The organism is Streptomyces sp. NPDC005566 (assembly GCF_040605575.1).
Taxonomy (GTDB): Bacteria; Actinomycetota; Actinomycetes; order Streptomycetales; family Streptomycetaceae; genus Streptomyces.
The window spans coordinates 68,812-94,727 of record NZ_JBEXDB010000016.1 but is presented as its reverse complement, the minus strand read 5'-3'; the positions used below and the strand labels follow the sequence as shown (position 1 = coordinate 94,727).

Sequence of the window (25,916 nt, the reverse complement as noted above, 5' to 3'; positions counted from 1 at the left end):
CCTTCCCTCAGCCCCGCTCCTGGGCCTTCATGACCCGTTCCAAGGCGTCCAGTGCGCGGCTCGCCGTGGACTTCACCGCCCCCTTGGACAGCCCCAGGGTCTCGGCTATCCGCGCCTCGCTCAGGTCCGACCAGTACCTCAGCACCAGCACCTCGCGCTGGCGGGTGGTCAGTTCCTGCAAGGCGGCGAGCACCCGGCGGTGTTCGTCGCTCAACAGGACGTGATCCTCGGCCGACGCGGCGTCGGCCTCATGGGGAGGCACGTACTCGCGGGCGGTCCTGCGACGGCGCAGGACCGAGCGGGCGGTGTTCACCACCGAGGTACGCAGATAGCCGAGCGCGTTGTCCACGTCGTCCATCCGGTCCCCGTGCCGCTTGTAGAGCGCGATGAAAGCGTCCTGGACGACGTCCTCCGCCGACTGCTGGTCGTCGACCAGCAGGATCGCGAGGCGCACCATCGCCAGCCGGTGCGAGTGGTACAGGTCGGTGACCGACAGCCGGGGTGCGTCCTGCTGTTCGCGGCCGTCGCCCAGCAGCCGGAACCGGGGCCGTGAGGTTTTTGCCGCGCGGCCCGGCGGGGAGTCCGGCAGGAACGCGAAGAGCGTTCGCCACCAAGGTGCCCGGGCAGATGACCAGGGTGGCGAGAGAGAGATGATCATGGTGGCAGGACCTCCGGGACCACGCGGGTTTCGTGCTGCGCGACCCGGCGATCCCCACCCCCGTGATCTTCAGCCCCGGCAGGCTACTCCAGATCACAGTGCGCGGCGACGGGCCATCAGCAGACCGCCCGCGCCGATGGCGACGAGGACTCCGGCGGCGCCGATCAGCAGCGGCGTCGAGCTGCCGCCCCCGGTCTTCGCCATCTCGCCGTCCAGGGTCTGCGCCGTCCTGCCGGTGGGTGCAGCCGGGGATGCCGAGGTGGACGCCTGCGGAGCTGCTGAGTCGAGGCGGAAGGGGAGGCGCTTGCGGGTGGAGGAGAGTTCCGCCCTCGCCTCGATGTCGACGGTGAACGCCTTCGCCTTCATCGCGGAGGTGGCGGACACCCGCAGCTTGTAGGTGACCTCTGCGCCCGGCGCCAGGGTCGGTCCCTCGGGGGTGACGGTCGCCATCAGGTGGCCGTCCTCCGTCGAAGGGCGCAGGCCGGGTGCGGCTGCCCAGCTCTTCGCCGTCGGCGAGTACTGCTCGATACGGACCTCACCGGCGGCCATACGGCGCTTGACGTCATGGTCGGTGATCTCCAGCAGCACGTGCGGCTTCTGCGTGATGTCGCCCTTGTTGATGACGGTGGCGGTGAACTCCTCGGCGGCGCCCCCGGCCTTCAGCGGTGTGACGCCCTGGACGCCGTCGACGGTGATGGCCAGCTCACGGCTGACATCGGGGTCGGTGGTGGAGTTGCCCTGGTGCCGCACGTCGAAGCCGAAGGACGTGTTCGCCCCCTCACTGCCCACGATGAACGTGCCGTGGTCCGCACCCTCGGGGAAGTACCGGGTCAGGCTCAGCCGGAGCGTGTAGGTGTGGGTCTCGCCGGGCTTGCGGTTGCCCTCGCCGAGGACGCCGAAGACGGACTGGTCCTGCTTGCCGGCCCGCACCGCAACCCACTTGCCCTTGGCGTCACGGCGCTCGACCGTTACGTGCTGCGGGTCCAGGTCACCGGAATCGGTGTGGACGAAGAAGAACTCCGAGCCGTACCCGCCTTCGCTCGAGGAGCCCTTGGTGATGGCGACGTCGAACTCGACAGGCTTGCCACCGGTGGTCAGTTCCGGTGTGCCGTTCACCCCGGTGACGACGGACTTGTCCTTCACGGCGTTGCGGCTCATGGAGAAACCGATGGTCCTGCGGCCCGTGGGCTCCGCGTCGGAGCCGAGGGAGAACTCACCCATGCCGACCTCGGCGGGCACGGACGGCGAGACGGTCAGGTAGAAGTCCTCGGTGATCGTGGCGCCCGGGGCGATCGGCTTCCCCTTGCCGATCTGGACCAGGGCCTGCAGGGAACCGTCCGCAGCCGTTCCGAGAGCGACCCGTCGGATGCCGTCGGCCGTGCTCTGCTCGAGGACTACCAGGGACTTGTCGGCCCGGATGGGCTCGAGCGCCGCGTTGACGTGCTTTCCGTAGGCGAAGGTGACGAGCGTCTGCTGGTCGCCGGTGACCGGCCGGTCGGACGGGTTCGTGATCTTGGCGGCGAAGCGGACGCGCTCGCCGTAGACGAAGGTGTCCACCTTCCGCACGCTGTCGATACGCGGAGCCGGCTCGGCGGTGGCGGAGGCGAAGGTGCCCGCCTGCTGCGCGACGGCTGTACCGGCGACGGCCACAGGAGCGACGACGGAGAGCAGCACCGCAGCGGCAATGACCGAGGAGCGGACGGCAAAGCGGGACGAAAGGTGCGTCTGCATGATGTGAATCCCCCTGGACGGTGTATCCGGCTTTTATGAGGCTTCAGCGGCTCTCGTTCCGGTCCCCCGGTGCTGTCGGCCGTTTCGCTGCCTTCATGGGGATAGACGTGCGACCCACCCCGAGGTTGCAGGTGAGGTGAAAAGTTTTTCCCGGGACGTGTGCGGGCCGTCGGATGCAGGCGGATCTGCTCGTTCTGGCTCGAAGAGGGTCGTTGAGGAGATCGCGGGGAGGCCAGGGCCGGTCAATTCTCCGGAAGGCGCTGTGTCCCCTGTCGCGTTCGAGTTCAATGAGGGTCTGACGTGCGCAGACATGCAGAGACGTGCGGGGGGTACGGAGTGAGTGCTTCCAGGAGCAGTGGAACCACCGACGCGCTCGGACCCGACGAGGACCCCGAACCGGACCCCGGGCGCGAGCCCCGCACGGCTGCGATCCCCGGGTCCCAGCTGCTCGCGGCGCTGCTCGACGGGATGGACGCCGCGCTCTGCGCGTTCGACGCGCACGGCACGATCACCCACTGGAACCGTGAGGCCGAGCGGATCCTCGGCTGGTCCGCCGGGGAAGCCGTGGGACGGAGCGGATTCGCCGGATGGGCGGTGCGCAGCGCGGACGCGGGCGACGTGCAGGGGCGGCTGATGTCCGCCATGGACGCCCCCGGACGGCAGGTCCACGAGTTCGCGCTGCTGCGCAAGGACGGCGGGCGGGTGCTCGTACGGACGCAGTCCTCCGGAGTGCGCGGCGAGGGCGGGAAGCCGGCCGGCGTGTACTGCGCGTTCAGCGAGGTGCACGCGCAGATCGACCTGGAGCGGTCCATCGCGTTGAGCGAGGCGTTGCTCGAGGACGCGTCGTGGGGTGTCGTCCTCGTCGATGTCGATCTGCGGCCGACCGTCGTCAACTCCTACGCCGCACGGGCGCTGGGAGGCGGGCGTACGGCGCTGCTGGGACGTCCGCTGGGCGAGTTGGTCGTCCAGGGGGTGGAGGACCTGGAGGGCGCGCTGCAGCATGTGCTCGCCGAAGGGGCGCCGCCCGCGCCCGCGGAGCTGTGGGTGACGCTCAGGACGGCCGAGGGCGACCGGCGGCGCTGCTGGCGCAGCGGGTTCCTGCGCCTGGCGTCGCCCCTGGCCGAGGAACCGGTCCCGCTGGGGGTCGGCTGGCTGTTCCGGGACGTGACGGCGGCGAAGCTCGCGGAGCAGGAGGCGGACCGGGTGCGCTTCCGGTCGAACCAGCTGCACCGGGCGGCCCGCCAGGCGGCCGAGTGCGAGGACCCCATGGAGGCGGCGACCTCCTCGCTGGACTACGCCCTGGCCGGGTTCGCCGACCATGTGGTGGTCGATCTGCTGGCGGGGGAGCGGCTGGTGCGGGCCGCGGCGACGCCGGCCGACGCGCCGGGCCCGTGCCTGCCGGTGTCGGGCGGCTCGATCCCGGCGCGGTACGGGCCGGGACACCCTGCCCTGCAGGCGGTGGAGCGTACGGGCTCGGTACGGGCCAGCGCGCGGACCGGGGCGGGCGAGGAGTGGGCGGTGGAGCGGCAGTGGCCGCGGGATGCGGTCCACGCGCTGTGCGCGGTGCTGCGGAGCCGGGGGAGGACGCTGGGCGTGGTGACGTTCCTGCGCTCGGGGAGCCGCAGCGCCTTCGAGCGCCCGGACGCGATGTACGCGGAGAGTGTGGCGGTCCGGGTCGCCTCGGCGGTGGACCTGGCCCGCCTGACAGCGGGCCAGGGTGATTCCGGCGTCGGCGGTTCCGGCGGTACGGGCCCGTCCGGCGTCTGAGGGGCGGAACCGTGCACCCGGTCCGGGGTGCAGATCCGGGCCGCTCCGGGCCGCTCAGTGCCGGTAGAAGATCCGGTCCCCGTACTCCCGCATCACGCGCCCGTTCCACTCGTGCCCGCCGTCCACGTTCCCCGACCGCAGGAGCGGCGGCTCGATCCCCCGGGCCACCAGCTCCTCCGCGGCGGTGGCCATCATCGCCTGCATCAGCGCACTGGTGACGACCGTCGACGCGGGCGCGAACGGCGCCTCGATCCCGTCCGCCGTCAGTTCCGCGTCGCCGATCGAGATCTTGCTGTCGAGCACGATGTCGCAGTGGTCCCGCAGGAATCCCCCCGAGCTGTGCCGGGACCTGGTGCCCGTCGCGTACGCGACCGAGGTGACGCCGATGACCGTCAGCCCGAGCGCCCGGGCGTTCTGCGCCATCTCCACGGGCAGTGCGTTGCGCCCGGACAGAGAGATGATCACGAGGAGGTCGCCGGACGTCGCGGGGCTGGAGTCGAGCACGGCACCCGCGAGACCGTCCACACGCTCCAGCGCGGAGCCGAGCGTGGCCGGCATGACGTCGACGCCGACGGTGCCCGGGACGGCCAGCAGGTTCATCAGGGCGAATCCGCCCGCCCGGTAGACGACGTCCTGCGCGGCGAGGGAGGAGTGCCCCGCTCCGAAGGCGAAGAGCCGCCCGCCCGCGGCGACCGTGTCGGCGATCGCGGCACCGGCGGCCGCGATGGCGGCGGACTCCTCGTCGCGCACTCGCTCCAACAGGCCGATCGCTGCGTCGAAGAACTGACCGGCGAGCTTGTTGTCGCTCATCGAGGAGGCCTTTCCTACGGGTTGGGTGTCCGTGCCGCGGATCACGTTGCGGTCTGGACCAGTGGGCTGTCAATACCGCTCCGATGCACCGGCTGCCGCCGCGGCGGCACGGTTGCCGGTCCTATGCGTCAGAATTGGTGCAGGGCCATCGCACGACGACTTCATGTCACAGCATCGAGGGGCACGTATGTCCGGACTGATCGATACGACGGAGATGTATCTCCGCACCATCCTCGAGCTCGAAGAGGAAGGCGTGGTCCCGATGCGCGCCCGGATCGCGGAGCGGCTGGACCAGAGCGGTCCGACGGTCAGCCAGACGGTGGCGCGCATGGAGCGGGACGGGCTCGTCCAGGTCGCGGGCGACCGCCACCTGGAACTGACCGACGAGGGGCGCCGCCTCGCGACGCGCGTGATGCGCAAGCACCGGCTCGCCGAGTGCCTGCTCGTCGACGTGATCGGCCTGGAGTGGGAGCAGGTCCACGCCGAGGCCTGTCGCTGGGAGCACGTGATGAGCGAGGCCGTGGAGCGCCGGGTGCTGGAGCTGCTGCGGCACCCGACGGAGTCGCCGTACGGGAATCCGATCCCGGGTCTGGAGGAGCTGGGCGAGCAGGCGGAGGCCGATCCTTTCCTGGACGAGGGAATGGTGAGCCTGTCCGATCTCGACCCGGGCACGGAGGGCAAGACCGTGGTGGTGCGCCGGATCGGTGAGCCGATCCAGACGGACGCCCAGCTGATGTACACGCTGCGACGGGCGGGCGTGCAGCCCGGCTCGGTGGTCAGCGTGACGGAGTCGCCCGGCGGTGTGCTGGTCGGTTCCAGTGGTGAGGCGGCGGAGCTGGACTCCGAGGTCGCCTCGCACGTCTTCGTGGCCAAGCGTTAGGGCCTGACCAAGGCTTCGCCGGGGCCTCTTCAGGGCCTCGGCGGGTAGGGCCGCGGCGGCCTGCGATTGCAGTCGCGGATGCAGATGCACGTGCAGAAGTGGACCGGTTAAGCCCGCTTTCTGTTTTCCGTCCGGAATCGCAGCGCCCGGGCGAATCGCGTGCCAGGCTGTGGCCAGGCATATGACCTGAGGGTGTCGGCAGAGCCTGCCGCGCGGTCGGGGAGGGAGCAGGGAATGCGCCCGTCGTACTGGCATGTGCACCGCGAGGTGGCTGCCGCGCTCCCGGACGCCCTGACGGCCGGACGGCCCGGGTGGCGTGCCCCGCCGGCTCCGTGCGAGCGCGGGCCGATCTGTTCCGTAACGGTGGAAGGCCCCGGCGCCCGAGGGCGCCGGGGCCGGTCCTCCCCTGCGCTGACCCGGAGCCCCGAGCTCTCAAGGTCAGTCCCCGCGGACCCCTGTCCCCGAGCGGTCCGCTTCCCGCAGAAGGTCTCCCCGCAGGCGCGGGCGTCAATCCTGGAGGGCTGTCACTCAAACGTGGGGTGTTACGAGTCGGAACCCGATTTTCGAATAAAGGTTCGATAGTCTGGCGGAGGCGACCACACGGTGATCGAGGACCAGAAGGGGGTGCCAGAACCTATGGTGCGGCGCGTTGATGTGACCGGATCCGACGGCGTACGCCTTGCCGCCTGGGATTTCGCCGATCCGCCCAAAGGGCGTGCGGAGGCCGAGCGCGCCCCCGGGATCTTATTGCTGCACGGGCTGATGGGACGCGCCACGCACTGGGCCTCCACCGCCCGCTGGCTCTCCGAGCGGCACCGTCCCATCGGCCTCGACCAGCGCGGGCACGGCCGCAGTGAGAAGCCGGCCGAGGGCCCGTACACCCGTGACGCGTACGTCGCCGACGCCGAGGCGGCGATCGAACAGCTCGGTCTCGCACCCGTCACCCTCATCGGACATTCGATGGGTGCCCTCACCGCGTGGCAGCTCGCGGCCAAGCGCCCCGATCTCGTCAAGGCCCTGATCATCTGCGACATGCGGGCCTCCGCGCTCGGGGCCGCCTCCCAGCGGGAGTGGGAGGACTGGTTCGACGCGTGGCCGGTCCCCTTCGCGACCCTCGCCGACGTACGGAAGTGGTTCGGTGAGGACGATCCCTGGGTGGAGCGGCCCAACCCCTCCCGCGGTGAGTTCTTCGCCGAGGTGATGGCCGAGCGGTCCGACGGCTGGCGCCCCGTCTTCTCCCGCCGCCAGATGCTCCGGTCCCGGGCGACCTGGGTCTACGACGCCCACTGGGAGGAGCTGGCGCAGGTCCAGTGCCCCGCCCTGGTCCTGCGCGGCCTCGACGGCGAGCTCGGCCGGGCCGAGGCCCAGGAAATGGTCCGCGTCCTGCCGCGCGGGCAGTACGCGGAGGTGGCCGATGCCGGCCACCTCGTCCACTACGACCAGCCGGGGGGCTGGCGCACGGCGGTGGAGCCGTTCCTGGAGCAGCTCGCCGAGGACTTCCGGGACGACAGGGAGCCCGTCAGCCCCTGACGGCCGGCAGCTCTGTCAGCCCCTGACGGCCGGCAGCTCCGGCGGGCCCGGCCCCTCAGCCCTTGCTGACCGCGGTCAGGATCTCCGGGAGCCGGTCCGCCGTGCGGGGCGCGGCCAGCCGTACCCCCAGCCACCCGATGAGCCCCCCGTACACCGTGCCCACCGGCAGCATCAGCCACAGCAGGTCCAGCAGATCGGCTGTGTGCAGCCAGATCGTCAGACCGATCACGGGTCCGCAGAGCAGCCCGGCCACCACCATCCCGCCGAGGATGGAGATCCAGGCCAGCCCTCCCTGTCCCGGCGCCACGTTCTTGAACGCACCGTCCTGCGGGATCGAGTACGGGAACAGCGCCGAGGCCATGGCCCCCACCGCGAGCATCCCGCCCAGCAGGGCGAACGACAGCCCCATGGCCGCAGGCATCGTCGCCCAGTCCCCGAGCACGGCCGCCGTCACGACGTTCACCAGGACCGTGTACGGCAGGGTGATCAGCAGCAGCGCCAGCGCCCGCGCCCGCAGTTCGAGGTAGGCGTCCCGGGTCGAGGAGATCGTCTGCGCCACCATCCAGAAGGCGGAGGTGTCCTGCCCGAACTGGTTGTACATCTGCATGCCGAGCATGCCCGCGGCGAAAGAGGCCAGGTAGACCGAGCCGGCCCCCTGCACCGCGTTGAGCACCGGCACGATCAGACCGACCGCCAGCGCCGTCACCCAGGTCGCCTTGGTCTTCGGATCCCGTGCGATGTACCGCAGGCTCCGCTCCATCACCGTCCCCGTACGCCCCTCGGGAAGCAGTGCGAAGAGTCCGGAGCGGCCTCCTCCGGACCGTTCGGAGGCCGGCGCCGCGGCGGCGATCGTGGAACCGTCCGGTGACGTCATCAGCTTCACCAGGCTCCGCTGCCACAGCCACCCCAGCGCACCCAGGGCCAGCACGGAGAGCAGCAGCTGCGCGACCGCCGTCCCGTACGCCCCCTCGGACGCGGACCCCACCGCGCCGAGTGCCGAGGCCGGAGGCAGCCAGCGCACCACGTCCGCGAGCGGTTCGAGCTGGGACAGTCCGCCCGCCCGGCCCAGGCGTTGCGCACCGAAGTTGACGAACTGGATGCCCACCCCGATCACCAGCCCACTGAGCACCGCGAGATCGCGGCCCTTGCGGGAGGTCAGCAGGCGGATGTTGGCCGTGGCGACGGACCGGGCCAGCGCCACGCAGACCAGCAGCGTCAGCGGTACGGCGACGACCGCGGTCACCACCGCCGCCGCGCCCCGTGCCACGGCGATCACCGAGCCGAGGGCCAGGGCGAGTGTGAAGAGCGGTCCGATACCGATCAGCGACGCCACCAGCAGCGCCCCGATCAGCGGGCGGGGCCGCAGCGGAAGCATGACCAGCCGGCTCGGGTCGAGGGTCTCGTCGCCGCTCGGGAAGAACAGCGGCATCACCGCCCAGCCGAGCGCCACCACCGCGGTCATCAGCACCACGAGGGTCTCCGCCTGGGCGTGGCCGCGCAGCGCGACCAGTCCGATCACCTGGCCCACGGCGAGCAGCACGGTGACGACGAGGGACGTGACGTAGGCGGCCCGCCGCCCGGACGACTGGCGCAGGCCGTTGCGCAGCAACGTCAGCTTGAGCTGGACGAAGACGGGTACGAGGCCATGGCCCCCTACGGCCGGGACGGTGGACCCCACGGGGGCGTCGAGGACGGTCATCGTGTGCCGCCCAGCCAGTCCAGGGTCTCCCCGGTGTCCCGGCTTCCCGCGCCGACCAGTTCGAGGAACGCGTCCTGCAGCGAGGACGCGTCGCCGCGCACCTCGGCCAGCGTGCCGTGGGCCCGGATCCGGCCCGCCGCCATGACGGCCACCCAGTCGCAGAGCGACTCGACGAGCTCCATCACATGGCTGGAGAAGACGACGGTCGCGCCGGAGCGCGTGTAGCGCTCCAGCACCCCGCGAATGGTCTGCGCCGACACCGGGTCGACGCCCTCGAACGGCTCGTCGAGGAAGAGTACTTCGGGGTTGTGCAGCAGTGCGGCCGCCAGGCCGATCTTCTTGCGCATCCCGGTCGAGTAGTCCACGACCAGCTTGTGCTGGGCGCCCGCCAGATCGAGCACGTCGAGCAGCTGGGTGGCCCGCTTGTCGACCTCGACGCCCGGCAGACCACGCAACCGCCCCATGTACGCGAGGAGTTCGCGCCCCGAGAGCCGCTCGAAGAGCCGCAGCCCCTCGGGGAGCACCCCGATCCTGGCCTTCACCGCGACCGGGTCCCGCCAGACGTCGTGCCCGGCGACCTCGATCCTCCCCATGTCCGGCCTGAGCAGCCCGGTCACCATCGAGAGCGTCGTGGTCTTGCCCGCGCCGTTGGGGCCCACCAGGCCCACGAACTTGCCTGCGGGCAGCTCCAGATCGATCCCGGCGACCGCGATCTGTTCGCCGAACCGCTTCCACAGCCCCTGTACCCGCACAGCGGGCGCGCCCACCGACGCGCCAGAGATGTCCGCGTTGTCCGTTACGGTTTCGCTGTCCGTGTCCGCATGGTCCGGCATGCCACTGCCTTTCGGTATCCCCGCTCGTGGGGACACCCTACGAAAGGCGTGTCCGGGCGTCGGCGGCCTCCCGTGCGCAGGCGTAGGCGAGGGGGCTGATGAGCTCCGCCACGTCGGGCAGCCACCGGTTGGTGTGGGTCGGGCGGCGGGCCCACTGAACGGCACCGCGCCCGCCGACGCGGGTCGGCGGCCCGGCCACGTAGTGGCCCTCGCCCCGGCCCACGAGGTCGATCGCCGCGGCGTCCCAGCCCAGGTGCCCCGCCAGATCGGGTGCCTTGGCGGCGGCGCCGGGCAGGACGAAGAACAGCATGCGGCGGTCGGGGGTACAGGTCACCGGGCCGAGGGTGACGTCCATCCGCTCCATCCGGGCCAGGGCCAGGAACCCGGCGGACTCCGGGACGTCGAGTGCGTCGAAGGCGCGCCCCGTCGGCAGGAGCACCGAGGACTTCGGGTGCTCGGCCCACATCCGGCGTGCGGCCGCGGCGCTGCCGGTGGCCTGCCCGGCCCAGTCGGGCCGGGTGGGATGGGCTCCGGGGGAGGGGCAGCCGGCGTCACCGCACGAGCAGCGCTCCATCCCCTCCACCGCTTCGAGCCAGGTGCCGGGGAACACGTCCCAGTGCCGCTCCTCCGCGTACCGTGCTGCGGCGTCGAGCAGCTGTTCACCTCGCTGTTGGGGGACCTGTGCGGCTTCCGTCACTCCGATGGGCTCTTCCACGAAGAACACAACTACCGCCGCCACCTGGGGTTACGGGCGTGGCGCGGCGGGACACGGCGGATCGATCCTGCATATGGGGCGCACGGAGGCATGGACGGGGGCGCGCGTGAGGCAGTGCACCGATGTGCGGGTAACCACTGCAGGACTGTGCCAACTCGCTACTGCTCGTACCCAATGCAGATGAATATGCGCATTTCTTGTGTATGTGCCGGGCAGTGATCCCTTCATTGATCACTGCGGTCTCAGGGGGAAACATGGCAGCCAGGCCTCTCGTCGCCCGTCAGCCGAACGAACGGCTCCAGACGCTCATCCAGGAAGCCGCCTGTTCCAACGCGGGCCTCGCACGCCGCGTCAACATGGTCGGGACGGAGCGCGGACTCGACCTCCGCTACGACAAGACCTCCGTTGCCCGCTGGCTGCGCGGGCAGCAACCGCGCGGCAGGGCACCGGGAATCATCGCCGAGGCGCTCGGCCGCAAGCTCGGCCGTACGGTCACGATCGACGAGATCGGCATGGCCAACGGCAAGAACCTGGCCTCGGGCGTCGGCCTGCAGTTCGCGCCCACCGTGCTCGGTGCGATCGAGCAGGTCTGCGAGTTGTGGCGCAGCGACGTGGGGCGCCGCGACATGCTGTCCGGGTCGGCCGTGGCCGCCTCGGCGCTGGTCGAACCCAGCCGCGACTGGCTGATCACGGGCGCCGACCCGCAGGTGGCGCGGACGGCCGGGGCCCGGGTGGGCATGCCGGACGTGGAGGCGGTGCGGGCGATGACGGCCGCGCTCGTCGACCTGGACCACCGCTTCGGCAGCGGACACGTGCGACCTGTCCTCGTGCACTACCTCAACAGCGTGGTGTCGGGGCTCCTTTCGGGGGCGTACCGCGAGTCCGTCGGCCGGGAGCTGTTCGGGGCGGCCGCGCGGCTCACCGAACTCGCCGGGTACATGGCGGTCGACACCGGCCAGCCGGGACTGGCCCAGCGCTACTACATCCAGGCGCTGCGCCTCGCCCAGGCCGCGGGCGACCGGGCCTACGGCGGCTATGTGCTGGCCGCGTCGATGAGCCATCTCGCGGCCCAGCTCGGCAATCCGCGCGAGATCGCGCAGCTGGCACGGGCGGCGCAGGAGGGTGCGCGAGGCCGGGTGACGCCGCGCGCGGAGGCGATGTTCCACGCGGCGGAGGCCCGGGGGCACGCGCTGATGGGGGATGCCCGTACCTGCCAGGTGGTGGCGGGCCGGGCGTTGGCGGCGCTGGAGCAGGCGAACCCCGACACCGGCGACGACCCGTCCTGGATCGCCCACTTCGACGCGGCCTACCTCGCGGACGAGCTGGCGCACTGCCACCGCGACCTCGGGCAGGCGGAGCCGGCCGCACGCAGGGCGAAGGAGGCCCTGGCGGCCCTCCCCGCGTCCCGTACCCGCCGCCGGGGGATCGGGCTGGTGCTGCTGGCCACCGCGCAGGTCCAGCAGCGCGAGGTCGAGCAGGCGTGCCACACGGGGCTGCGGGCGATGGAGCTCCTGGGCACCGTACGCTCCAGCCGGGGTGCTGAATATCTCGATGACCTCAAGCAGCGGCTCCTGCCGTACGGGGAGACTTCCGCGGTCCGGGAGTTCGGCGCCCGGATGGAGCTTCAGGCCGCCTGAGCTGCCGATTGTCCGAGTCGGCCGAGAACAGCGCCGGAGGCGGGCTGCGTGTTACCGGCTGTGTGAAGGGGTGGTGAGCGCTCTCGGGCGCTTGGCGTGGGGTGGCAGCCACCCGATAGCGTGAGCCGACGATTCCATAGGTTCACACGTAGGAGTCCCGGTGACGCAGAGCGGACAGGGTGACGAACGGCAGCTCCCTGCTGTACGGCCCGCGCACGAAGGTGTCGTGCTGCCCGCAGAGGGCGGTGCCCCCTGGACCGCAGGGGGGCCCGCAGGAGGCCCGGCGGCCGACCAGGTCGCCCCCGCGGGCGGGCAGCCGTGGGGCCAGCCCTGGGGGCCCCAGGACGCGCACCAGGACGGCCCGGCCCCGGGGCAGCTCCCGCCGGAGCAGCACCAGCCGGGCGCGTACGCACCGCAGCACGGGCAGTACCAGCCCCAGCAGCAGCAGTACGCCGCCCCGCAGGACCCGTACGCGCACCGGCAGGACCCGTACCAGCAGGACCCGTACCAGCAGCCGTACGCGCAGCCCCTGCCGCCGGAGGCCGTACCCGGAAGGGGAGCGGGCGGGGACGCGGACGCCACGCAGTACATCGCACCCGTCCCCGGGGGACCCGGTCCCGGCGGTCTGCCGCCCGAGCGTCCGGCCGAGTCCACCCAGTACCTGGGGCAGACGCCGCAGCCCGCCCAGGCGGGCGACGCGGACGCGACCCAGTACATACCGCCGGTTCCCGGCGGAGCTCCGTACGGCATACGGCCCGGTGCCCCGGGGGACCGGCAGCCGCCCGCGGAGTTCGACAGCCTGTTCCGCAGCGAGGAGCCCGCGGGCGCCACGCAGCAGATGCCCCGCTTCGACGCCGGGCAGCAGCAGCCGCGTCACCAGCAGCCCGGCCGGCCCTACGAGGGCGCGCACGGGCAGCCGCCGCAGGCCCCGCAGGCGTTCCAGCCGGGCATGCAGGGCGCGCAGGAGCCGCCGGAGCACCAAGGGCGCGGGGCGCGGCGCGGACCGTCCTCGCACATCAAGCTGATCGCCGCGGTCGTCGTCGGCTGTGCCGTCATCGGGCTCGGTGCGGGTGCGCTGATGAGCGGCGGCGACGAGGGCGGCAAGGACGACAAGCAGCCGGTCGCCTCGCAGAGTTCACCCGCCGCCGGGGATCCGACCGCGAAGGCGGCCGATCCGGCGGAGCCGCAGGCCCAGGCGCTGGACAAGCTGCTCGCCGACAGCAACAACAGCCGTGCGGCGGTGATCGGCGCCGTGGAGAAGATCAAGAGCTGCCGGGCGCTGGACCAGGCGGCCGCCGATCTCAAGGGCGCCGCGGCGCAGCGCCGCGACCTGGTGACCCGGCTCGAAGGGCTCTCCGTCGACCAGCTGCCGGACAACGCGGAGCTGAAGTCCTCGCTGACGAAGGCCTGGCAGGCGTCCGCGGAGGCCGATGACCACTACGCCGCGTGGGCCGGCCAGGCGAAGAACAAGAAGGTCTGCAAGGGCGGCAGCGCCAAGTCGACCGACGAGAAGGCCAAGGCCGACGCGTCCAGCGGCGAGGCCACCCTCGCGAAGCGTGAGGCTTCCAAGCTCTGGAACTCCATCGCCCAGAAGTACGGCCTGACCAAGCGCGCCCCCACCCAGCTCTGACAGGCGGTCCCTCGGGCCCCGGCTCCTCGGCCGGGGCCCGTCGGCCGTGCGTCAGAACATCCGGCGCGCATCCATCAGAGTCTCCGTGACGTCCACGAAGCCCTTCTTCTGGGCGACTAGGCGCCCGTCACGTACCACCTGGAACGTCACCTGCCTGTTGACGATGCGCGGATATTCGCGTGAGCCGATCATGTCCGACCAGCGCCAGCGCAGGACCGGCGTCAGGCCGCCGGTGTCCACCTCGGCGCCCCGGTTGAGGCTGACCGCGAGGCTGCTCGCCGTGATCTCCGGCCGGTCCATCGCCTCGATGACCTTCCTGAGCGCGGTGTACGCGATCCACGTCGTCTGCACGCCGGTGTCCTCGGGGTCGATCCGGTTGTCGCCGAAGGCGTACTTCCGGATCACCTCCCGCATCTCGTCCCAGCGGGCATCGCCCGAGTCCGGGTACCAGCCGGTGACGTACGCGCCCTCGAACGGGCTGTTCCGGCCGCCCGTACGGTCGATGAGAGGCTGCCCGACGCTGCCGAGCACGGAGGAGATGCGGACGTCGCTGCCCTCCGGCTCGAGGCGGCGGAACGAGTCGAAGAACGTCTCCGTGCGCGTGCCCAGCACCGCGGTCACACAGCCGTCGGCCGCCTGCTGGAGAGCCTTGGACGCCTGCGAGTCGTACGACGTGGCCCCCTCGGGAGCCCTGATGTCGTAGGACGCGGGCCGGTCGGCCTCGGTGAGGCTCGAGTCGAGGAGCGAGGGCATGCCGTCACCGACCAGCGAGTCGGGCCGTACGAGGGAAACCCGGTCGCACGTGGCCGCCAACTGCTGCCCGTTGCCCGCGAGCAGGGCCGACTGGCCGCCGTTGACCGGGTAGGAGAGATAGCTGACGAACTCGTCGGCCGAGGCACCGTAGCCGCCGATGTACGGAATCCCGGCGGCCTCCAGGGGAGCGAGGAAGGAGCGGCCGTACCTGCTGTACGAGCCGACGACCGCGACCGCGTTCTCGTCGACCGCACGCCGGGCGCACTTCGCCGCGCCGCGCGAGGTGTCGTCCTCGTTGCAGGTGATCACCCGCAGCTCGTGCCCGTCGATCCCGCCCTGCTCGTCGATCCAGCGGCCGTAGGTCCTCGCCATGGCCGGCATGCCCGCCATGTTCACCGAGTCGGCCCCGGCCGCGTCGGGGGCCCAGGTCATGACGGTGACGGGCTCCCTGGAGCCCCCCGAGGCTCCAGGGATCACCCCGCAGCCGGATATCAGCAGCGCCCCTGCCGCCGCCGTACACGTGAGGATTCTGTAGGGGCGGGGGGAGGTGAGGCGTCGCCATCCGGTCATGGACATGAACTTTTCCGCGCCCGGGGTAACGCCGCAGTGTGCTCCGTTCAACGCTCGGTGACGTCGAGATGAATTGCGGGGGGCTGTGTGCACGCGGGCGGAGGGAACGTACGATCGACAACCGTGCAGCAAGGTTCGGAGAACACTTCCCGTCGCGGCCGTCGCTCCTCCACCATGGGCGACATGCCGCTCAACGACATGCCGTGGTGGCGCTGGCGCAGCAATGTGCGCTCGGCGCTGCACATGCTCTCCGACCCCGCCTTCCACCACGAGTGCTGGCTGGCCGGCCGGGAGGGGTACGGCGACGTCACCGACGCCGTGTACCGCCTGGTCGAGGACACCTGGCTGGACAACTGGTCCGCCGAGAAGTACGTCGGGACGATCTTCCGCGACTCGGCCGAGGCCGCCCTCGTGGACGTCGCCGCGCTGCGGGTGCTGCGCATCATGCACCAGGTCGGCGCGGATGCTCCCGTCTCCGTCTACCTGGAGCACCAGGGCTGGCCCGACGCTGTCGCGGCCGCTCGCGAAGCCCATGTGATGCTCGCCACGAACGACGCGGAGGACCCGGACATTCCGCCGCGTTCCCTGGACGTGCTCCGCATCATGACCAGATCGGCCTGACCCGGGAAGGGTGTGGCACCCTACGGGAATGACCGCGCCGCAGCCTGCCGAATCCGCCCCCGCCGCTGCCTCGGACGCCTTTGCCGAGCAGTACGTCCTCACACTCTCGTGCCCTGACAAACAGGGCATCGTGCACGCCGTGTCGAGCTATCTCTTCATGACCGGCTGCAACATCGAGGACAGCCAGCAGTTCGGCGACCACGACACAGGTCTCTTCTTCATGAGGGTCCACTTCTCCGCGGACGTCACGGTGGACGTGGACAAGCTGCGGGCCGGCTTCGCCGCGATCGGCGACTCGTTCCGGATGGACTGGCAGATACACCGTTCCTCCGACCGCATGCGGGTCGTGCTGATGGTCAGCAAGTTCGGGCACTGCCTCAACGACCTGCTCTTCCGGTCCGGCATCGGGGCGCTTCCGGTCGAGATCGTGGCCGTCGTCTCCAACCACACGGACTTCGCCGAGCTCGTCGCCTCGTACGGCATTCCGTTCCGGCACATCCCCGTGTCCAGGGAGAACAAGGCGGACGCCGAGGCGCAGCTCCTCGAACTCGTACGCGGTGAGAACGTCGAACTGGTCGTCCTGGCCCGCTATATGCAGGTGCTCTCCGACGACCTCTGCAAGCAGCTGAGCGGCCGGATCATCAACATCCACCACTCCTTCCTGCCGAGCTTCAAGGGCGCGAAGCCGTACCACCAGGCCCATGCGCGCGGTGTGAAGCTGATCGGTGCGACGGCGCACTACGTGACCGCCGACCTCGACGAGGGGCCGATCATCGAGCAGGAGGTCGAGCGCGTGGGGCACGGTGTCACGCCGGACCAGCTCGTCGCCGTCGGTCGCGACGTGGAGTGCCAGGCGCTGGCGCGCGCGGTCAAGTGGCACGCCGAGCGGCGCATCCTGCTCAACGGCCGCCGTACGGTGGTCTTCGCATGACGGGGCTCACAGCCGGCTGAGGGACGCCGCGGCGAACAGGACGTCGCGGATCGCCTCGCGGTCGCCCTCCTGTCCTGCCGCGGCTTCCACCGGCGGGACATGTCCGGCGACCAGCCGGCAGAACTCCACGCCGTCGAGGGCGACCTGCGCGACCGTGTGGTCGGGGGAGCCGACGGCGGCCGGCGAGTCGAGCGCGATGTACCAGTTGCCACCGCCCCGGCCCTCGACCTCCAGGTGGAGGGACCGGCCCGGGGACCCGGCCGTGACCAGCTGCCGGGCGGGCGCGGCCAGCCCGGCGCGACGGCGGCCCGCGAGGGTGGCGGGCAGCAGCCGGGCCGCCAGGTCGATCATCCGGTGGAGATGGGCGGCGGCGGGCGGCTCGTACGGGTAGTCCACCGCGTCCGCGATGTCGCCGCCGTGCACCCAGCACTCGAAGGCCCGCTCCAGGAGCGAGTCCTGCAGCGGGAGGGCGAAGTCGCCGTACGGAACGGACTGCTCCGCGACACCGCGGCCGGCGAAGGACACCGTACGGATGAGGGTGTGGCTCTGGTCCCGCCACGGTTCCCGGACGGCCCGCGTGGGCGGCCTGAAAGCGGCTGACCAATACGTTTCGGTGCGCTCGGTCGGCGACAGGGGCTTCACACCTGTTCCGAGCGGGTCGTCGAGCCCGAGAGCCGTGGAGACCAGGCCGTCCACGGCCATCAGATGGGCGATCACCCCGGCCACCGTCGTCTTGCGGTTGACCTGGCGCTCATCCTCGAACCACTTCAGCCGGACCGGCGCATGCCACTCGGAGTCGCCGAAGTCGCGGAGCAGGGCGTCGAGCCTGGCGGTCTCCGCGTCGTAGGGAGCGGCCCACGCCGGGACCGGGATCCTGGCCGGGCGGCGGCCCAGACAGCCCTCCAGGACCCTCGCCCGGAGCATCGGATCCAGGTCCAGACTGACGTCGCTGTGCAGGAGCCCCACCGCGTCGCGCAGCCGCAGCGCCTCCTCCGCGCAGGGGGCGCACACGGTGAGGTGGTCCTCGACCGCTGCGGTCTCCTCGGCCGAACAGGCGGCCAGGGCCCAGGCGCCGAGAAGGGACTTGAGCACCTTGTGGGAGAGGACCGGAGGACCGGGCTCCACGGGAGTCATCGCCGTGAGGTCCTCGCTGTCGTCCGCGGCGGCCCGTGGTCCGGGTATGCGCCGCGCGCCCAGGTTCTCCCCGTCGCGGCCGTTCCCGCCGGTGCCCCCGGTCACAGGGCCCGCCCGTATCCGGGTGGCGAGAAGCCCTCCAGCGGGCGGGTGTTCGCCGTGGAGAGCAGTTGCAGCCCCAGGCGCAGCCGGCGCCGGGCCTCGTCGCCGGTGACACCGAGGTCGGCCGCGGTCTGCCGGTAGTCCCGGCGCTGGATGTACGCGAGCTCCAGCGCGGCGCGCAGCGACGCGGGCATCGACGCGACGATGTAGTCGGCACGGGCCGCTGCCGTGGCCCTGCGCACCCGCTGTTCCAGCTCCTCGGCGGACAGGGTGCCGTCCTCGCCGTCGGAACCGGTCCCGTCGTCGACGTCGTGCGCCCTGCGCAGCCAGTGCACGGAGCGGTTATGGGTGAGGCGGGTCACCCAGGACCTCATCGAGCCCTGTTTGGGGTCGTACGCGTCGGGGTTCTCCCAGACGTGGCCGAACACCTCGCGGGTCACCACGTCCGCGGCGTCCTCGTCGTCGAGCATCCGGTGGGCCTGGCTGTGGATGAGCGCCGCGAACCGGTCGTAGAGCTCGCCGAGAGCCGCCGCCTCGCCGCGCGCCAGCCGCTGTTGCATCCGGCGGTCCCAGCGGGGTGGTGCGTCCTTCGCCATCGAGCCCCCAGCCCTGTGCCCCTCGTCACGACGAATGTAGTGCGCGCCGTCGGATGCGCACGCACCTTTCCGCCAAGTACGTCCCTCGATTGGCGCCGGATGATAGGGAATACGTCACGCGTTGCCGTTTTCGGGCAGCGTAAACGGACTTCAAGTGATCATTTCTGGCTGAAACCCGCGCCGGTCCGGTGACCAGGCCGGTGTTTCGCGGGCGCCGTACGGGGGCAGCCGCGAGGAGGAACGGAAACTTCCGCATCCTCGGGATCCCCCGGAACGAGAGGCCCAGTCGCGTGACGCTGAAGGTGGACGAGACCGAGCAGGGCGAGTGGACCGTGCTGCGGATCCGGGGCGAACTCGATCTGGTGACCTCACCCGTCGTACGCCAGTCCGTCCACGGGGCGGTGGCCGAGGGGCAGCACGACGTGGTCCTCGACCTCTCGGGCGTCCTCTTCTGCGACTCCAGCGGTGTCGGCGTGCTGATCGCCTCACGCCGCCTGATGAAGTCCTGCGGCGGCCGGCTGCGGCTGATCCTCCCTGCCCGGGGCGCCGAGGACGGCTCGCACGTCAACAAGGTGCTCGGCGCCCTGGGAGTGCGCCGCCTCTTCGAGGTCTACCCCGACGCCGAGGCCGCCACGGACGAGGAATCCCAGCCCCTCACGGCGTGACCTTTCGAGTGAGGACCAGGTTGTCACACCGGCTGAGGGCTTTAGTGACACGTGACGCCGTTCGGCGTCGTACGCTCCCCGCATGGACAGCGCAGAGTACGAGCGCAAGATCGCGCACCGTTTCGCCGCCTTCGACCAGGACGGCAACGGCTACATCGATCGCGCCGATTTCAACGCCGCGGCATCCCGTCTGCTCACCGAATTCGGTACGACGGCACGCTGCGACAAGGGGCAGGCCCTCTACACGGGCGCCGAGGCATTCTGGCAGGGCATGGCGGGCATCGCCGATGTCGACGGGGACCAGCGGGTCACCCGTGAGGAGTTCGTGGGCGGGGCCGTGAAGCGGCTGCGTGACAGCCCCGAGCGCTTCGCGGAGATCGCCCGCCCGTTCCTGCGCGCGGCGATCGCCGTCGCCGACGGCGTGGAGACCACCGGCTCGGGGTCCGCCCCTGTGGCGGCCGTGGAGCGGGCCCTGCGGGTCCTTGGCGCAGAGGACGCGGTCGCGGGCGTCGCGGCCCGGAGCCTGGACGCCGACGGGGACGGCCGGATCGCCGAATCGGACGCGGTGGCCGCGTTCGCGGCGTACTTCACCGTGATCGAGCCGGACGCGTAGGACCTCCGCTCAACACGCCCAACCGCACGAGCAGTTCGCGCTCGGCCCGCCGCAACGACCGCGGTGGGCCGGCCGGGGGTCCCGGGCTGGTGGGGGACGGAGCGGGAGTGCGCGGGCGGCATGGTGCGGTGTGACGCAGCGCAGCCGATACGAGGTTGTGTCCTGGTCCGACTCGTCACCGGGCGGAGTCGGTCACCCGGCTCGGGTACGCTCCGTTGGATGCGAGTGGTTCTGGAACCAGGGGATCCGGATGTGGCCTGTGCGGCTGCTCCGGGCCGGGAACGGTGCCCTGCTCGTGACCCGCGGAGATGCGCCGGGCCTGCCGGGGAGTCAGCTCCCTCGACGCCGACGCGCTCCTGTTCGACTCTCCGCAGCGTGCGTCGCACAGTATGCACCACGCGTACTCCTTCGCGCTGGAATATGCCCGAAGCGCTTGTTGCGGTGACTGTACGTCAACCATGCTGTCTCGCAGGGGAGTCACGTTCCGTGACCCTGAGGAGGCGCGAGGCGATGTGTCCGCCGGTTCGGATGGTGTGAGCGGTGCAGGTGCTTCAGGTTCAGCTGGAGGTCGGGCCGGATCCCGCAGAGGTGGGGCGGGCCCGCAGATGGGCGCGGTCGCGGCTGGTCGGGTCCGGAATGGAGGACGACGAGCCGCTCGCCGAGACGCTCATCCTGCTGATCTCGGAGCTCGTCACGAACGCGGTGGTCCACACGGGCTGCCCGGCCGTGCTGCGGATGCTGTTCGGCTCCTCGGGATCGACCGGGACGGTGCGCGTCGAGGTGGCCGACACCAGCTGCTGTCCTCCTCAGCCGCGTCACGCCGAGGGCGAGGACACCAACGGCCGTGGCCTGGAGCTGGTCGACGGCCTGGCGGACCGCTGGGGCTGGCTGCCGGAGGGCGCCGGGAAGCGGATCTGGTGCGAGGTCGACCGAGGTGGCCCCGTGATGGTCCCGGTGATCCAGGAACAGTCGGGCGACCTCGCACGACGGGCCCATCTCTGAGGACGGCGGCGTGCTCTAGCGCCCCTGCCCGGGGACCGTCGAGCGGAACGTCCGCCGGTACACCGTCGGCGACACCCCCAGCGACGCCTGGACATGCTGCCGCAGGGACGTGGCCGTACCGAACCCCGCGTCCCGTGCCACCCGGTCGACCGACAGGTCGGTGGATTCCAGCAGCTGCCGGGCCCGCTCCACCCGCTGCTGGGTGAGCCACTGGCCCGGACTGATGCCGACCTCCTCACGGAAGCGGCGGGTGAACGTCCGCACGCTCATCGACTCCTGGTGCGCCAGGTCGCGGAGCAGGATCGGCTGCTCGAGCCTGGCGAGCGCCCAGGCACGCGCGCCCGTCGTCGTCGCGAACTGTGTCTCGGGGACGGGCCGCTGGATGTACTGGGCCTGGCCCCCGTCGCGGTGCGGAGGGACGACGGTGCGGCGGGCCACGTCGTTGGCGACGGCACTGCCGTGGTCACGGCGCACGATGTGCAGGCAGAGGTCGATTCCGGCGGCGACCCCTGCGGACGTCAGGACGTCGCCGTCGTCGACGAACAGGACGTCCGGATCGACGCGGACGTTCGGGAAGAGCCGCTGGAAGTGGTCGGCGGCCGACCAGTGCGTGGTGGCGGGGCGGCCGTCGAGGTATCCGGCGGCGGCCAGTACGTAGCCCCCCGTGCAGATGGAGACCATCCGCGTACCCGGCCGGACGTGCGCGAACGCGGCGGCGAGCTCGTCGGTGAGCCTGCCCTCCGAGTACACCGGGCCGAGCTCGTACGAGGCGGGGACGACGACCGTGTCCGCGGTGGCCAGGGCCTCGGGGCCGTGCTCGACGACGATGCTGAAGTCCGCGTCGGTGGCGACCGGGCCCGGCGGGCGGACGGAGCAGGTCACGACGTCGTACAGCTTCCGGCCCTTGTCGAGGGGGTCGGCGCTCAGCGAACGGCCGAAGATCCGCTGGGGAATGCCCAGTTCGAAGGGGAGCAGCCCGTCGAGGGCGAGTACGACGACGCGGTGCGGCATGCGGATTCCTCTCCCACGGGCTGGCTTGCCGGGACCCTGAGCTGATAGGTGTCCTCGACGTGAAGGAAAAGTCGGCAGGCCCTGCGTTCATTCCCTCGGTGGCAGGTTCCCGGGCGGTGGCCGCGGCGGCAGCTCTCATGACGGTGGCGGCGGGGCTCGGTGTGCGGTCCGTGGCGGGCGGCGATCTCGCGAAGTACGCGGGGGACGCGCTGTACACCGTACTGGTCCACGCCCTCGTCCTGTTCCTCGTGCCCCGCGTGCGGCCACTGACGGCTGCGGGATCGGCCCTCGCGTTCAGCTGGGCGGTCGAAGCGGCGCAGCTGACGGGGGTGCCGGCGGAGCTGTCCGAACGGAGCGCGGTGGCCCGGCTGGTGCTGGGCTCGACGTTCAACGCCCCGGACCTGTTCTGGTACGTGGTGGGAGCGGCCCTGGCGTGGGCCGTGCATACCGCGTACCGGAACAGGTTCGGCGCCTGACCGTACGGAGACGGTGGCCCGATCGCTGCGAAGCGTGCGGTGGCCCGATCCCTGCGAAGGGTGTCTGCCCAGCCACTCGTACGGGGGTCGCGGCCCCCGGATGCTGACTGCGTGACACAGACAACCGAAAGCGCCGCCAGGGACGACGACCGTCGGACCACTCCCGCCGCCGCGCCCCGCCGTTCCTCCCGCCCGCGCGTCCACCGGGCCTGGATCGTGGCCGCCGTCACCTTCGTGACGATCATCGGTGGGGCCGCTTTCAACTCCCTGCCCGGCCTCCTCATCAACCCCCTCCACTCGAAGTTCGGCTGGTCGTTCGGGGAGATCTCCCTCGCCGTCTCGATCGACATGGCGCTGTACGGGCTGACCGCGCCGTTCGCCGCCGCGCTGATGGACCGGTTCGGCATCCGCCGTGTCGTGGTGGTCGCGTTGAGCGCGGTGGCCACCGGGGCGCTGGCGAGCGTCTGGATGACGGCGTCCTGGCAACTGATGCTCTATTGGGGGCTCCTCGTCGGGCTGGGCACCGGCTCGATGGGCATGGCCTTCTCGGCGACCGTCACCAACCGCTGGTTCGTCACCCGCCGGGGCCTGGTCACCGGCATCCTGACGGCGGCCGGGGCCTCCGGCCAGCTGGTCTTCCTCCCGCTCTGCGCCTGGATCGTCGACAAGCACGGCTGGCGCCCGGCCTCGGTGACGGTCGCACTCGCCGCGCTCGTCGTCGTCCCGTTCGTCTGGCTCCTGATGCGCGACCACCCGGCCGATGTCGGCCTCGCCCCGTACGGCGGGAAGTACGTGGAGAAGCCGGCTCCCGCGACGGGTGCGGCGAGCCGTACCGTTCGCGTCCTGCTCGACGCGGCACGCACGGGGCCGTTCTGGCTGCTGGCGGGCTCGTTCGCGATCTGCGGCGCCTCCACCAACGGCCTGGTCGGCACCCATTTCGTGCCCTCGGCCATGGACCACGGCATGGAGATCACCGCGGCTGCCTCGCTGCTGGCGGTCATCGGGATCTTCGACATCATCGGGACGATCGTCAGCGGCTTGCTCACGGACCGGTTCGACGCCCGCAGGCTGCTCGCCGTCTACTACGCGCTGCGGGGCGTCTCGCTGCTGTTCCTGCCGCTGCTGATGGCACCGACGGTGCACCCGCCGATGATCTTCTTCATCGTCTTCTACGGTCTGGACTGGGTCGCCACGGTCCCGCCGACCCTGGCCCTGTGCCGCGAGCACTACGGCGAGGACAGCGCGATCGTCTTCGGCTGGGTCCTGGCCTCGCACCAGGTGGGCGCCGCTCTGGTGGCGTTCCTGGGCGGCGTCGCACGGGACGTGTTCGGTTCGTACGACGTGGTCTGGGTCGCGTCGGGGGCGCTCTGCGCGTCGGCGGCGCTGATGGCGTTGGTGATCCGGCGGAGGCCGGCCGACGGCGCGCTGAAGGGCGCGACCGTCGGCTGAGGCGGGATCCCGTGGGCGGGCCGGCTGCCCGGGTCAGCGCGTGCGGGCCAGTCGCCCGGCGATCTTCCGGGCGTCCAGGGCCATTTCGCGGAGGTTGCCGCTGATGGGATTGGTGAACCCGGTGAAGTAGAGGCCGGGTGCCTGCCGCGGGGTCCGGGCGCCGTGCGCCACGGGGCGGCCGCGGGCGTCCAGTACGCCGAGGTGGCCCACCAGGTCCTCCAGGGCCCGCCGGTACCCGGTCGCCGCGATCACCACGTCCGGGGTGATCCGGGTTCCGTCGGCGAGCACCACCGTGTCCTCGTCGAAGGACTCGACGGCCGCCACGGGGACCACCCGGCCGCGCTTCACCGCGTCGATCAGGCCGACGTCCTGGACCGGGATCGCGCCCTCCTTGACCCGGGAGTACAGGCCCGTCTCCGGTCGGGGCAGACCCTGTCCGGAGAGGTCGGGGACGGAGATGCGGCACATCAGGTCCCCGGCGCGGTCGACCAGCCGGACCGGCAGCCTGCGGACCAGGACGGCGGTCGCCTGCGCGGGCCAGCCCGCCGTCGAGCGGCGCACGATGTGCGGCGTGGTGCGCACCGCGATCCGTACCCGGGAGGCGCCGCCCTCCACGAGGTCCACGGCGATCTCCGCCCCCGTGTTGCCGATGCCGGCGACGAGGACGTCCCGGCCCGCGTACGGAGCCGGGTTGCGGTACTCCGCGGCGTGCGTCAGTTCGCCGGTGAAGGTGTCCGCGCCGGGCCAGTCCGGTGTCCGCGGGGTGTGGTTGAAGCCGGTGGCCACGACGACGGCCCGTCCGGTCAGAACCCGGCCGCCGGTCGCGGTCAGCTGCCAGCCGGTTCCGTCGGCGGCCGGGTCGATCCGGTTCACCTCGACGCCGGTCACCACCTCCAGCTCGTGGTGTTCGGCGTACTTCTCCAGGTAGCGCACCATGTCCTCGCGTGCGACCCAGCGTCCGAACCGGCGCGGCATCGGCAGTCCCGGCAGGGCCGACCAGCGCCGGGTGGTGTGGAGGTGCAGCCGGTCGTAGTGGCGGCGCCAGGACGCCCCGACACCGCCGGACTTCTCCAGCACCACGGCCCGTACCCCCTGTTCCCGCAGGGTCGCTGCGACGGCGAGGCCGCCCGGCCCGCCGCCGATCACGTAGACCGGCCGGTCGTCGGTGCGGTCGATGGAGGAGGGGAGAACGGGGCCACCGGCGGTGGAGGTGCTGTCTGACATGGTTCGGAGCGTAATCCGGCGTTTTCTTGATGGGTCTCGGTCAAGACCGGAATCGGTTGCGAATTGATCACGGATGCGTGGCTGTTGTGCGCTCGGGGGCCGAATCCGGCTGTGCCTGCACACACGCGTTCACGGTGTGGTGACTACGGCCAGAGCAGTTCGCGGGTCCAGGTGCCGCCGGCCTCCCGGCGGTAGCGCAGCCGTACGTGCCGCCGCTGCGCGTCGCCCTGGAAGAACTCCGCCTCGTGGGGCTCGACCACGTAGCGCGTCCAGGTCTCCGACTCCGCGTCCGGCTCGGCCCGGGCGCGTTCCCAGGCGGCCTCGGAAGCCCGGACGAGGTCCTCGTACGAGGCGAGCACCTCGCTCTGCGAACCGGTCAGCGCGGCAGCCAGCGCGCCGGTCGACCGGGCGTGCAGATCGGCCAGGCTCTCCGCACGGCCCACGGGGGTGACCGTGCCCCGTACCCGGATCTGGCGCCCCTGTGCGGGCCAGTAGAAGTTGAGGGCCGCGTGCGGGCGGGCCGCGAGCTGGCGGCCCTTCTCACTGGTGGAGTGGGTGGCGAAGTGCCAGCCGCGCTCGTCCGCGTCGTGCAGCATCAGCGTCCGCACGTCGGGCCGGCCCTCGGCGTCCACGGTCGCCAGCGTCAGGGTGTGCGGCTCCGTCTGCCCGGCGGCCACGGCCTCGGCGAACCAGGTGTGGAAGAGGGTGAGGGGATCGGCGGGTGCGGTGGACGGGTCGAAGCCGGGGAGGGTGACGTCCCAGACGCGCTGGGTGTGGAGCAGGTCGCGGAAGGCCTTCTGCGCATCGTTCATGGATCCATTCCACAGCCTCCCGGTGCCGTCCGCCCAGTGGGTGCGGGAACGCCGACGGCGGACCACG

The 25,916-nt window shown here is 71.5% G+C and carries 24 protein-coding genes; 12 read left to right on the top strand and 12 right to left on the bottom strand.

The features are described from left to right. Positions 1–7: 7 nt before the first annotated feature. Together ABZS61_RS24690 and ABZS61_RS24685 are read right to left on the bottom strand one after the other, a co-directional pair. Positions 8–658 (bottom strand): SigE family RNA polymerase sigma factor, encoded by a 651-nt coding sequence (locus tag ABZS61_RS24690; RefSeq protein ID WP_356425151.1) that lies wholly within the window; start codon positions 656–658, stop codon positions 8–10. A 93-nt stretch (positions 659–751) separates the two neighbouring features. After that, complete coding sequence (locus ABZS61_RS24685) at positions 752–2,389, bottom strand: LAETG motif-containing sortase-dependent surface protein (protein ID WP_356425148.1); 1,638 nt, start codon at positions 2,387–2,389, stop codon at positions 752–754. Between the two features lie 336 nt (positions 2,390–2,725). Between ABZS61_RS24685 and ABZS61_RS24680 the strand changes: the two genes are divergently transcribed. Continuing rightward, the gene (locus tag ABZS61_RS24680; protein ID WP_356425146.1) at positions 2,726–4,156 is read left to right on the top strand and encodes a PAS domain-containing protein; all 1,431 of its coding nucleotides are present in this window, start codon (positions 2,726–2,728) and stop codon (positions 4,154–4,156) included. 54 nt (positions 4,157–4,210) lie between these two features. Here ABZS61_RS24680 and ABZS61_RS24675 read toward each other — a convergent pair whose 3' ends face one another. Next, positions 4,211–4,966, bottom strand: coding sequence for an SIS domain-containing protein (locus ABZS61_RS24675; RefSeq protein WP_356425143.1), 756 nt, complete (start codon positions 4,964–4,966; stop codon positions 4,211–4,213). 187 nt (positions 4,967–5,153) lie between these two features. Here ABZS61_RS24675 and ABZS61_RS24670 point away from each other — a divergent pair, with 187 nt between their 5' ends. After that, positions 5,154–5,846 (top strand): metal-dependent transcriptional regulator, encoded by a 693-nt coding sequence (locus ABZS61_RS24670; RefSeq protein WP_356425140.1) that lies wholly within the window; start codon positions 5,154–5,156, stop codon positions 5,844–5,846. Between the two features lie 636 nt (positions 5,847–6,482). After that, the gene (locus tag ABZS61_RS24665; protein ID WP_356425137.1) at positions 6,483–7,376 is read left to right on the top strand and encodes an alpha/beta hydrolase; all 894 of its coding nucleotides are present in this window, start codon (positions 6,483–6,485) and stop codon (positions 7,374–7,376) included. A 55-nt stretch (positions 7,377–7,431) separates the two neighbouring features. Here ABZS61_RS24665 and ABZS61_RS24660 read toward each other — a convergent pair whose 3' ends face one another. From ABZS61_RS24660 to ABZS61_RS24650, 3 genes are read right to left on the bottom strand one after another with little or no spacing between them, the layout of a single operon-like run. After that, positions 7,432–9,075 (bottom strand): transporter, encoded by a 1,644-nt coding sequence (locus ABZS61_RS24660; RefSeq protein ID WP_356425135.1) that lies wholly within the window; start codon positions 9,073–9,075, stop codon positions 7,432–7,434. Next, positions 9,072–9,908 carry an ABC transporter ATP-binding protein gene (locus tag ABZS61_RS24655; RefSeq protein ID WP_356425132.1) on the bottom strand — a complete coding sequence of 279 codons (837 nt, stop codon included), beginning with the start codon at positions 9,906–9,908 and terminating at the stop codon, positions 9,072–9,074. The genes ABZS61_RS24660 and ABZS61_RS24655 overlap by 4 nt, the downstream gene beginning before the upstream one ends. A gap of 37 nt (positions 9,909–9,945) precedes the next feature. Beyond that, a complete protein-coding gene (locus ABZS61_RS24650; RefSeq protein ID WP_356425129.1) occupies positions 9,946–10,632 on the bottom strand; it encodes a bifunctional DNA primase/polymerase in 687 nt (228 codons plus the stop codon). A 245-nt stretch (positions 10,633–10,877) separates the two neighbouring features. Between ABZS61_RS24650 and ABZS61_RS24645 the strand changes: the two genes are divergently transcribed. Continuing rightward, positions 10,878–12,260: a transcriptional regulator gene (locus ABZS61_RS24645; protein WP_356425126.1), complete on the top strand. Its 1,383-nt coding sequence runs from the start codon at positions 10,878–10,880 to the stop codon at positions 12,258–12,260. 160 nt (positions 12,261–12,420) lie between these two features. Then, a complete protein-coding gene (locus ABZS61_RS24640) occupies positions 12,421–13,890 on the top strand; it encodes a hypothetical protein (RefSeq protein ID WP_356425123.1) in 1,470 nt (489 codons plus the stop codon). A gap of 51 nt (positions 13,891–13,941) precedes the next feature. Here the strand turns inward: ABZS61_RS24640 and ABZS61_RS24635 are convergent, their stop codons facing one another. After that, entirely contained in the window at positions 13,942–15,213 is a 1,272-nt protein-coding gene (locus tag ABZS61_RS24635) for an ABC transporter substrate-binding protein (protein ID WP_356425120.1), read from the bottom strand. A 174-nt stretch (positions 15,214–15,387) separates the two neighbouring features. On the opposite strand from ABZS61_RS24635, the gene ABZS61_RS24630 reads away from it, so the two are divergent. Next, positions 15,388–15,834, top strand: coding sequence for a hypothetical protein (locus ABZS61_RS24630; protein ID WP_356425499.1), 447 nt, complete (start codon positions 15,388–15,390; stop codon positions 15,832–15,834). A gap of 28 nt (positions 15,835–15,862) precedes the next feature. Continuing rightward, a complete protein-coding gene (gene purU, locus ABZS61_RS24625; RefSeq protein WP_356425118.1) occupies positions 15,863–16,765 on the top strand; it encodes a formyltetrahydrofolate deformylase in 903 nt (300 codons plus the stop codon). 6 nt (positions 16,766–16,771) lie between these two features. On the opposite strand, the gene ABZS61_RS24620 is transcribed toward purU, so the two are convergent. Both ABZS61_RS24620 and ABZS61_RS24615 read right to left on the bottom strand, forming a co-directional pair. Next, entirely contained in the window at positions 16,772–18,004 is a 1,233-nt protein-coding gene (locus ABZS61_RS24620) for a zf-HC2 domain-containing protein (RefSeq protein ID WP_356425115.1), read from the bottom strand. Beyond that, a complete protein-coding gene (locus tag ABZS61_RS24615) occupies positions 18,001–18,597 on the bottom strand; it encodes a sigma-70 family RNA polymerase sigma factor (RefSeq protein ID WP_356425112.1) in 597 nt (198 codons plus the stop codon). Before ABZS61_RS24615 ends, ABZS61_RS24620 begins: the two co-directional genes overlap by 4 nt. Before the next feature lie 290 nt (positions 18,598–18,887). Here ABZS61_RS24615 and ABZS61_RS24610 point away from each other — a divergent pair, with 290 nt between their 5' ends. The 3 genes from ABZS61_RS24610 to ABZS61_RS24600 all read left to right on the top strand — a co-directional run bounded on the left by ABZS61_RS24610 (position 18,888) and on the right by ABZS61_RS24600 (position 20,877). Further along, the gene (locus ABZS61_RS24610; protein ID WP_356425109.1) at positions 18,888–19,262 is read left to right on the top strand and encodes an STAS domain-containing protein; all 375 of its coding nucleotides are present in this window, start codon (positions 18,888–18,890) and stop codon (positions 19,260–19,262) included. Between the two features lie 82 nt (positions 19,263–19,344). Then, entirely contained in the window at positions 19,345–19,875 is a 531-nt protein-coding gene (locus tag ABZS61_RS24605) for an EF-hand domain-containing protein (protein WP_356425107.1), read from the top strand. A 540-nt stretch (positions 19,876–20,415) separates the two neighbouring features. Continuing rightward, positions 20,416–20,877 (top strand): ATP-binding protein, encoded by a 462-nt coding sequence (locus ABZS61_RS24600; RefSeq protein ID WP_356425104.1) that lies wholly within the window; start codon positions 20,416–20,418, stop codon positions 20,875–20,877. A 15-nt stretch (positions 20,878–20,892) separates the two neighbouring features. Here the strand turns inward: ABZS61_RS24600 and ABZS61_RS24595 are convergent, their stop codons facing one another. Continuing rightward, positions 20,893–21,888: a helix-turn-helix domain-containing protein gene (locus ABZS61_RS24595; protein ID WP_356425102.1), complete on the bottom strand. Its 996-nt coding sequence runs from the start codon at positions 21,886–21,888 to the stop codon at positions 20,893–20,895. 137 nt (positions 21,889–22,025) lie between these two features. On the opposite strand from ABZS61_RS24595, the gene ABZS61_RS24590 reads away from it, so the two are divergent. Together ABZS61_RS24590 and ABZS61_RS24585 are read left to right on the top strand one after the other, a co-directional pair. Next, complete coding sequence (locus tag ABZS61_RS24590; protein WP_356425496.1) at positions 22,026–22,364, top strand: DUF2809 domain-containing protein; 339 nt, start codon at positions 22,026–22,028, stop codon at positions 22,362–22,364. Between the two features lie 111 nt (positions 22,365–22,475). Next, positions 22,476–23,813 carry an MFS transporter gene (locus tag ABZS61_RS24585; protein WP_356425099.1) on the top strand — a complete coding sequence of 446 codons (1,338 nt, stop codon included), beginning with the start codon at positions 22,476–22,478 and terminating at the stop codon, positions 23,811–23,813. A 33-nt stretch (positions 23,814–23,846) separates the two neighbouring features. Here the strand turns inward: ABZS61_RS24585 and ABZS61_RS24580 are convergent, their stop codons facing one another. Further along, positions 23,847–25,037: an NAD(P)/FAD-dependent oxidoreductase gene (locus ABZS61_RS24580; RefSeq protein ID WP_356425096.1), complete on the bottom strand. Its 1,191-nt coding sequence runs from the start codon at positions 25,035–25,037 to the stop codon at positions 23,847–23,849. Positions 25,038–25,180: 143 nt separating this feature from the next. Beyond that, a complete protein-coding gene (locus ABZS61_RS24575) occupies positions 25,181–25,849 on the bottom strand; it encodes a pyridoxal 5'-phosphate synthase (protein ID WP_356425093.1) in 669 nt (222 codons plus the stop codon). Positions 25,850–25,916: the final 67 nt, after the last annotated feature.

Excerpts from the sequence above, each read along its gene's own strand:
- ABZS61_RS24690 (WP_356425151.1), bottom strand. The coding sequence starts at position 658 with ATGATCATCTCTCTCTCGCCACCCTGGTCATCTGCCCGGGCACCTTGG.
- ABZS61_RS24685 (WP_356425148.1), bottom strand. The coding sequence starts at position 2,389 with ATGCAGACGCACCTTTCGTCCCGCTTTGCCGTCCGCTCCTCGGTCATT.
- ABZS61_RS24675 (WP_356425143.1), bottom strand. The coding sequence starts at position 4,966 with ATGAGCGACAACAAGCTCGCCGGTCAGTTCTTCGACGCAGCGATCGGC.
- ABZS61_RS24670 (WP_356425140.1), top strand. The coding sequence starts at position 5,154 with ATGTCCGGACTGATCGATACGACGGAGATGTATCTCCGCACCATCCTC.
- ABZS61_RS24665 (WP_356425137.1), top strand. The coding sequence starts at position 6,483 with ATGGTGCGGCGCGTTGATGTGACCGGATCCGACGGCGTACGCCTTGCC.
- ABZS61_RS24660 (WP_356425135.1), bottom strand. The coding sequence starts at position 9,075 with ATGACCGTCCTCGACGCCCCCGTGGGGTCCACCGTCCCGGCCGTAGGG.
- ABZS61_RS24655 (WP_356425132.1), bottom strand. The coding sequence starts at position 9,908 with ATGCCGGACCATGCGGACACGGACAGCGAAACCGTAACGGACAACGCG.
- ABZS61_RS24645 (WP_356425126.1), top strand. The coding sequence starts at position 10,878 with ATGGCAGCCAGGCCTCTCGTCGCCCGTCAGCCGAACGAACGGCTCCAG.
- ABZS61_RS24635 (WP_356425120.1), bottom strand. The coding sequence starts at position 15,213 with ATGACCGGATGGCGACGCCTCACCTCCCCCCGCCCCTACAGAATCCTC.
- ABZS61_RS24630 (WP_356425499.1), top strand. The coding sequence starts at position 15,388 with ATGGGCGACATGCCGCTCAACGACATGCCGTGGTGGCGCTGGCGCAGC.
- purU (WP_356425118.1), top strand. The coding sequence starts at position 15,863 with ATGACCGCGCCGCAGCCTGCCGAATCCGCCCCCGCCGCTGCCTCGGAC.
- ABZS61_RS24615 (WP_356425112.1), bottom strand. The coding sequence starts at position 18,597 with ATGGCGAAGGACGCACCACCCCGCTGGGACCGCCGGATGCAACAGCGG.
- ABZS61_RS24605 (WP_356425107.1), top strand. The coding sequence starts at position 19,345 with ATGGACAGCGCAGAGTACGAGCGCAAGATCGCGCACCGTTTCGCCGCC.
- ABZS61_RS24595 (WP_356425102.1), bottom strand. The coding sequence starts at position 21,888 with ATGCCGCACCGCGTCGTCGTACTCGCCCTCGACGGGCTGCTCCCCTTC.
- ABZS61_RS24590 (WP_356425496.1), top strand. The coding sequence starts at position 22,026 with ATGACGGTGGCGGCGGGGCTCGGTGTGCGGTCCGTGGCGGGCGGCGAT.
- ABZS61_RS24580 (WP_356425096.1), bottom strand. The coding sequence starts at position 25,037 with ATGTCAGACAGCACCTCCACCGCCGGTGGCCCCGTTCTCCCCTCCTCC.
- ABZS61_RS24575 (WP_356425093.1), bottom strand. The coding sequence starts at position 25,849 with ATGAACGATGCGCAGAAGGCCTTCCGCGACCTGCTCCACACCCAGCGC.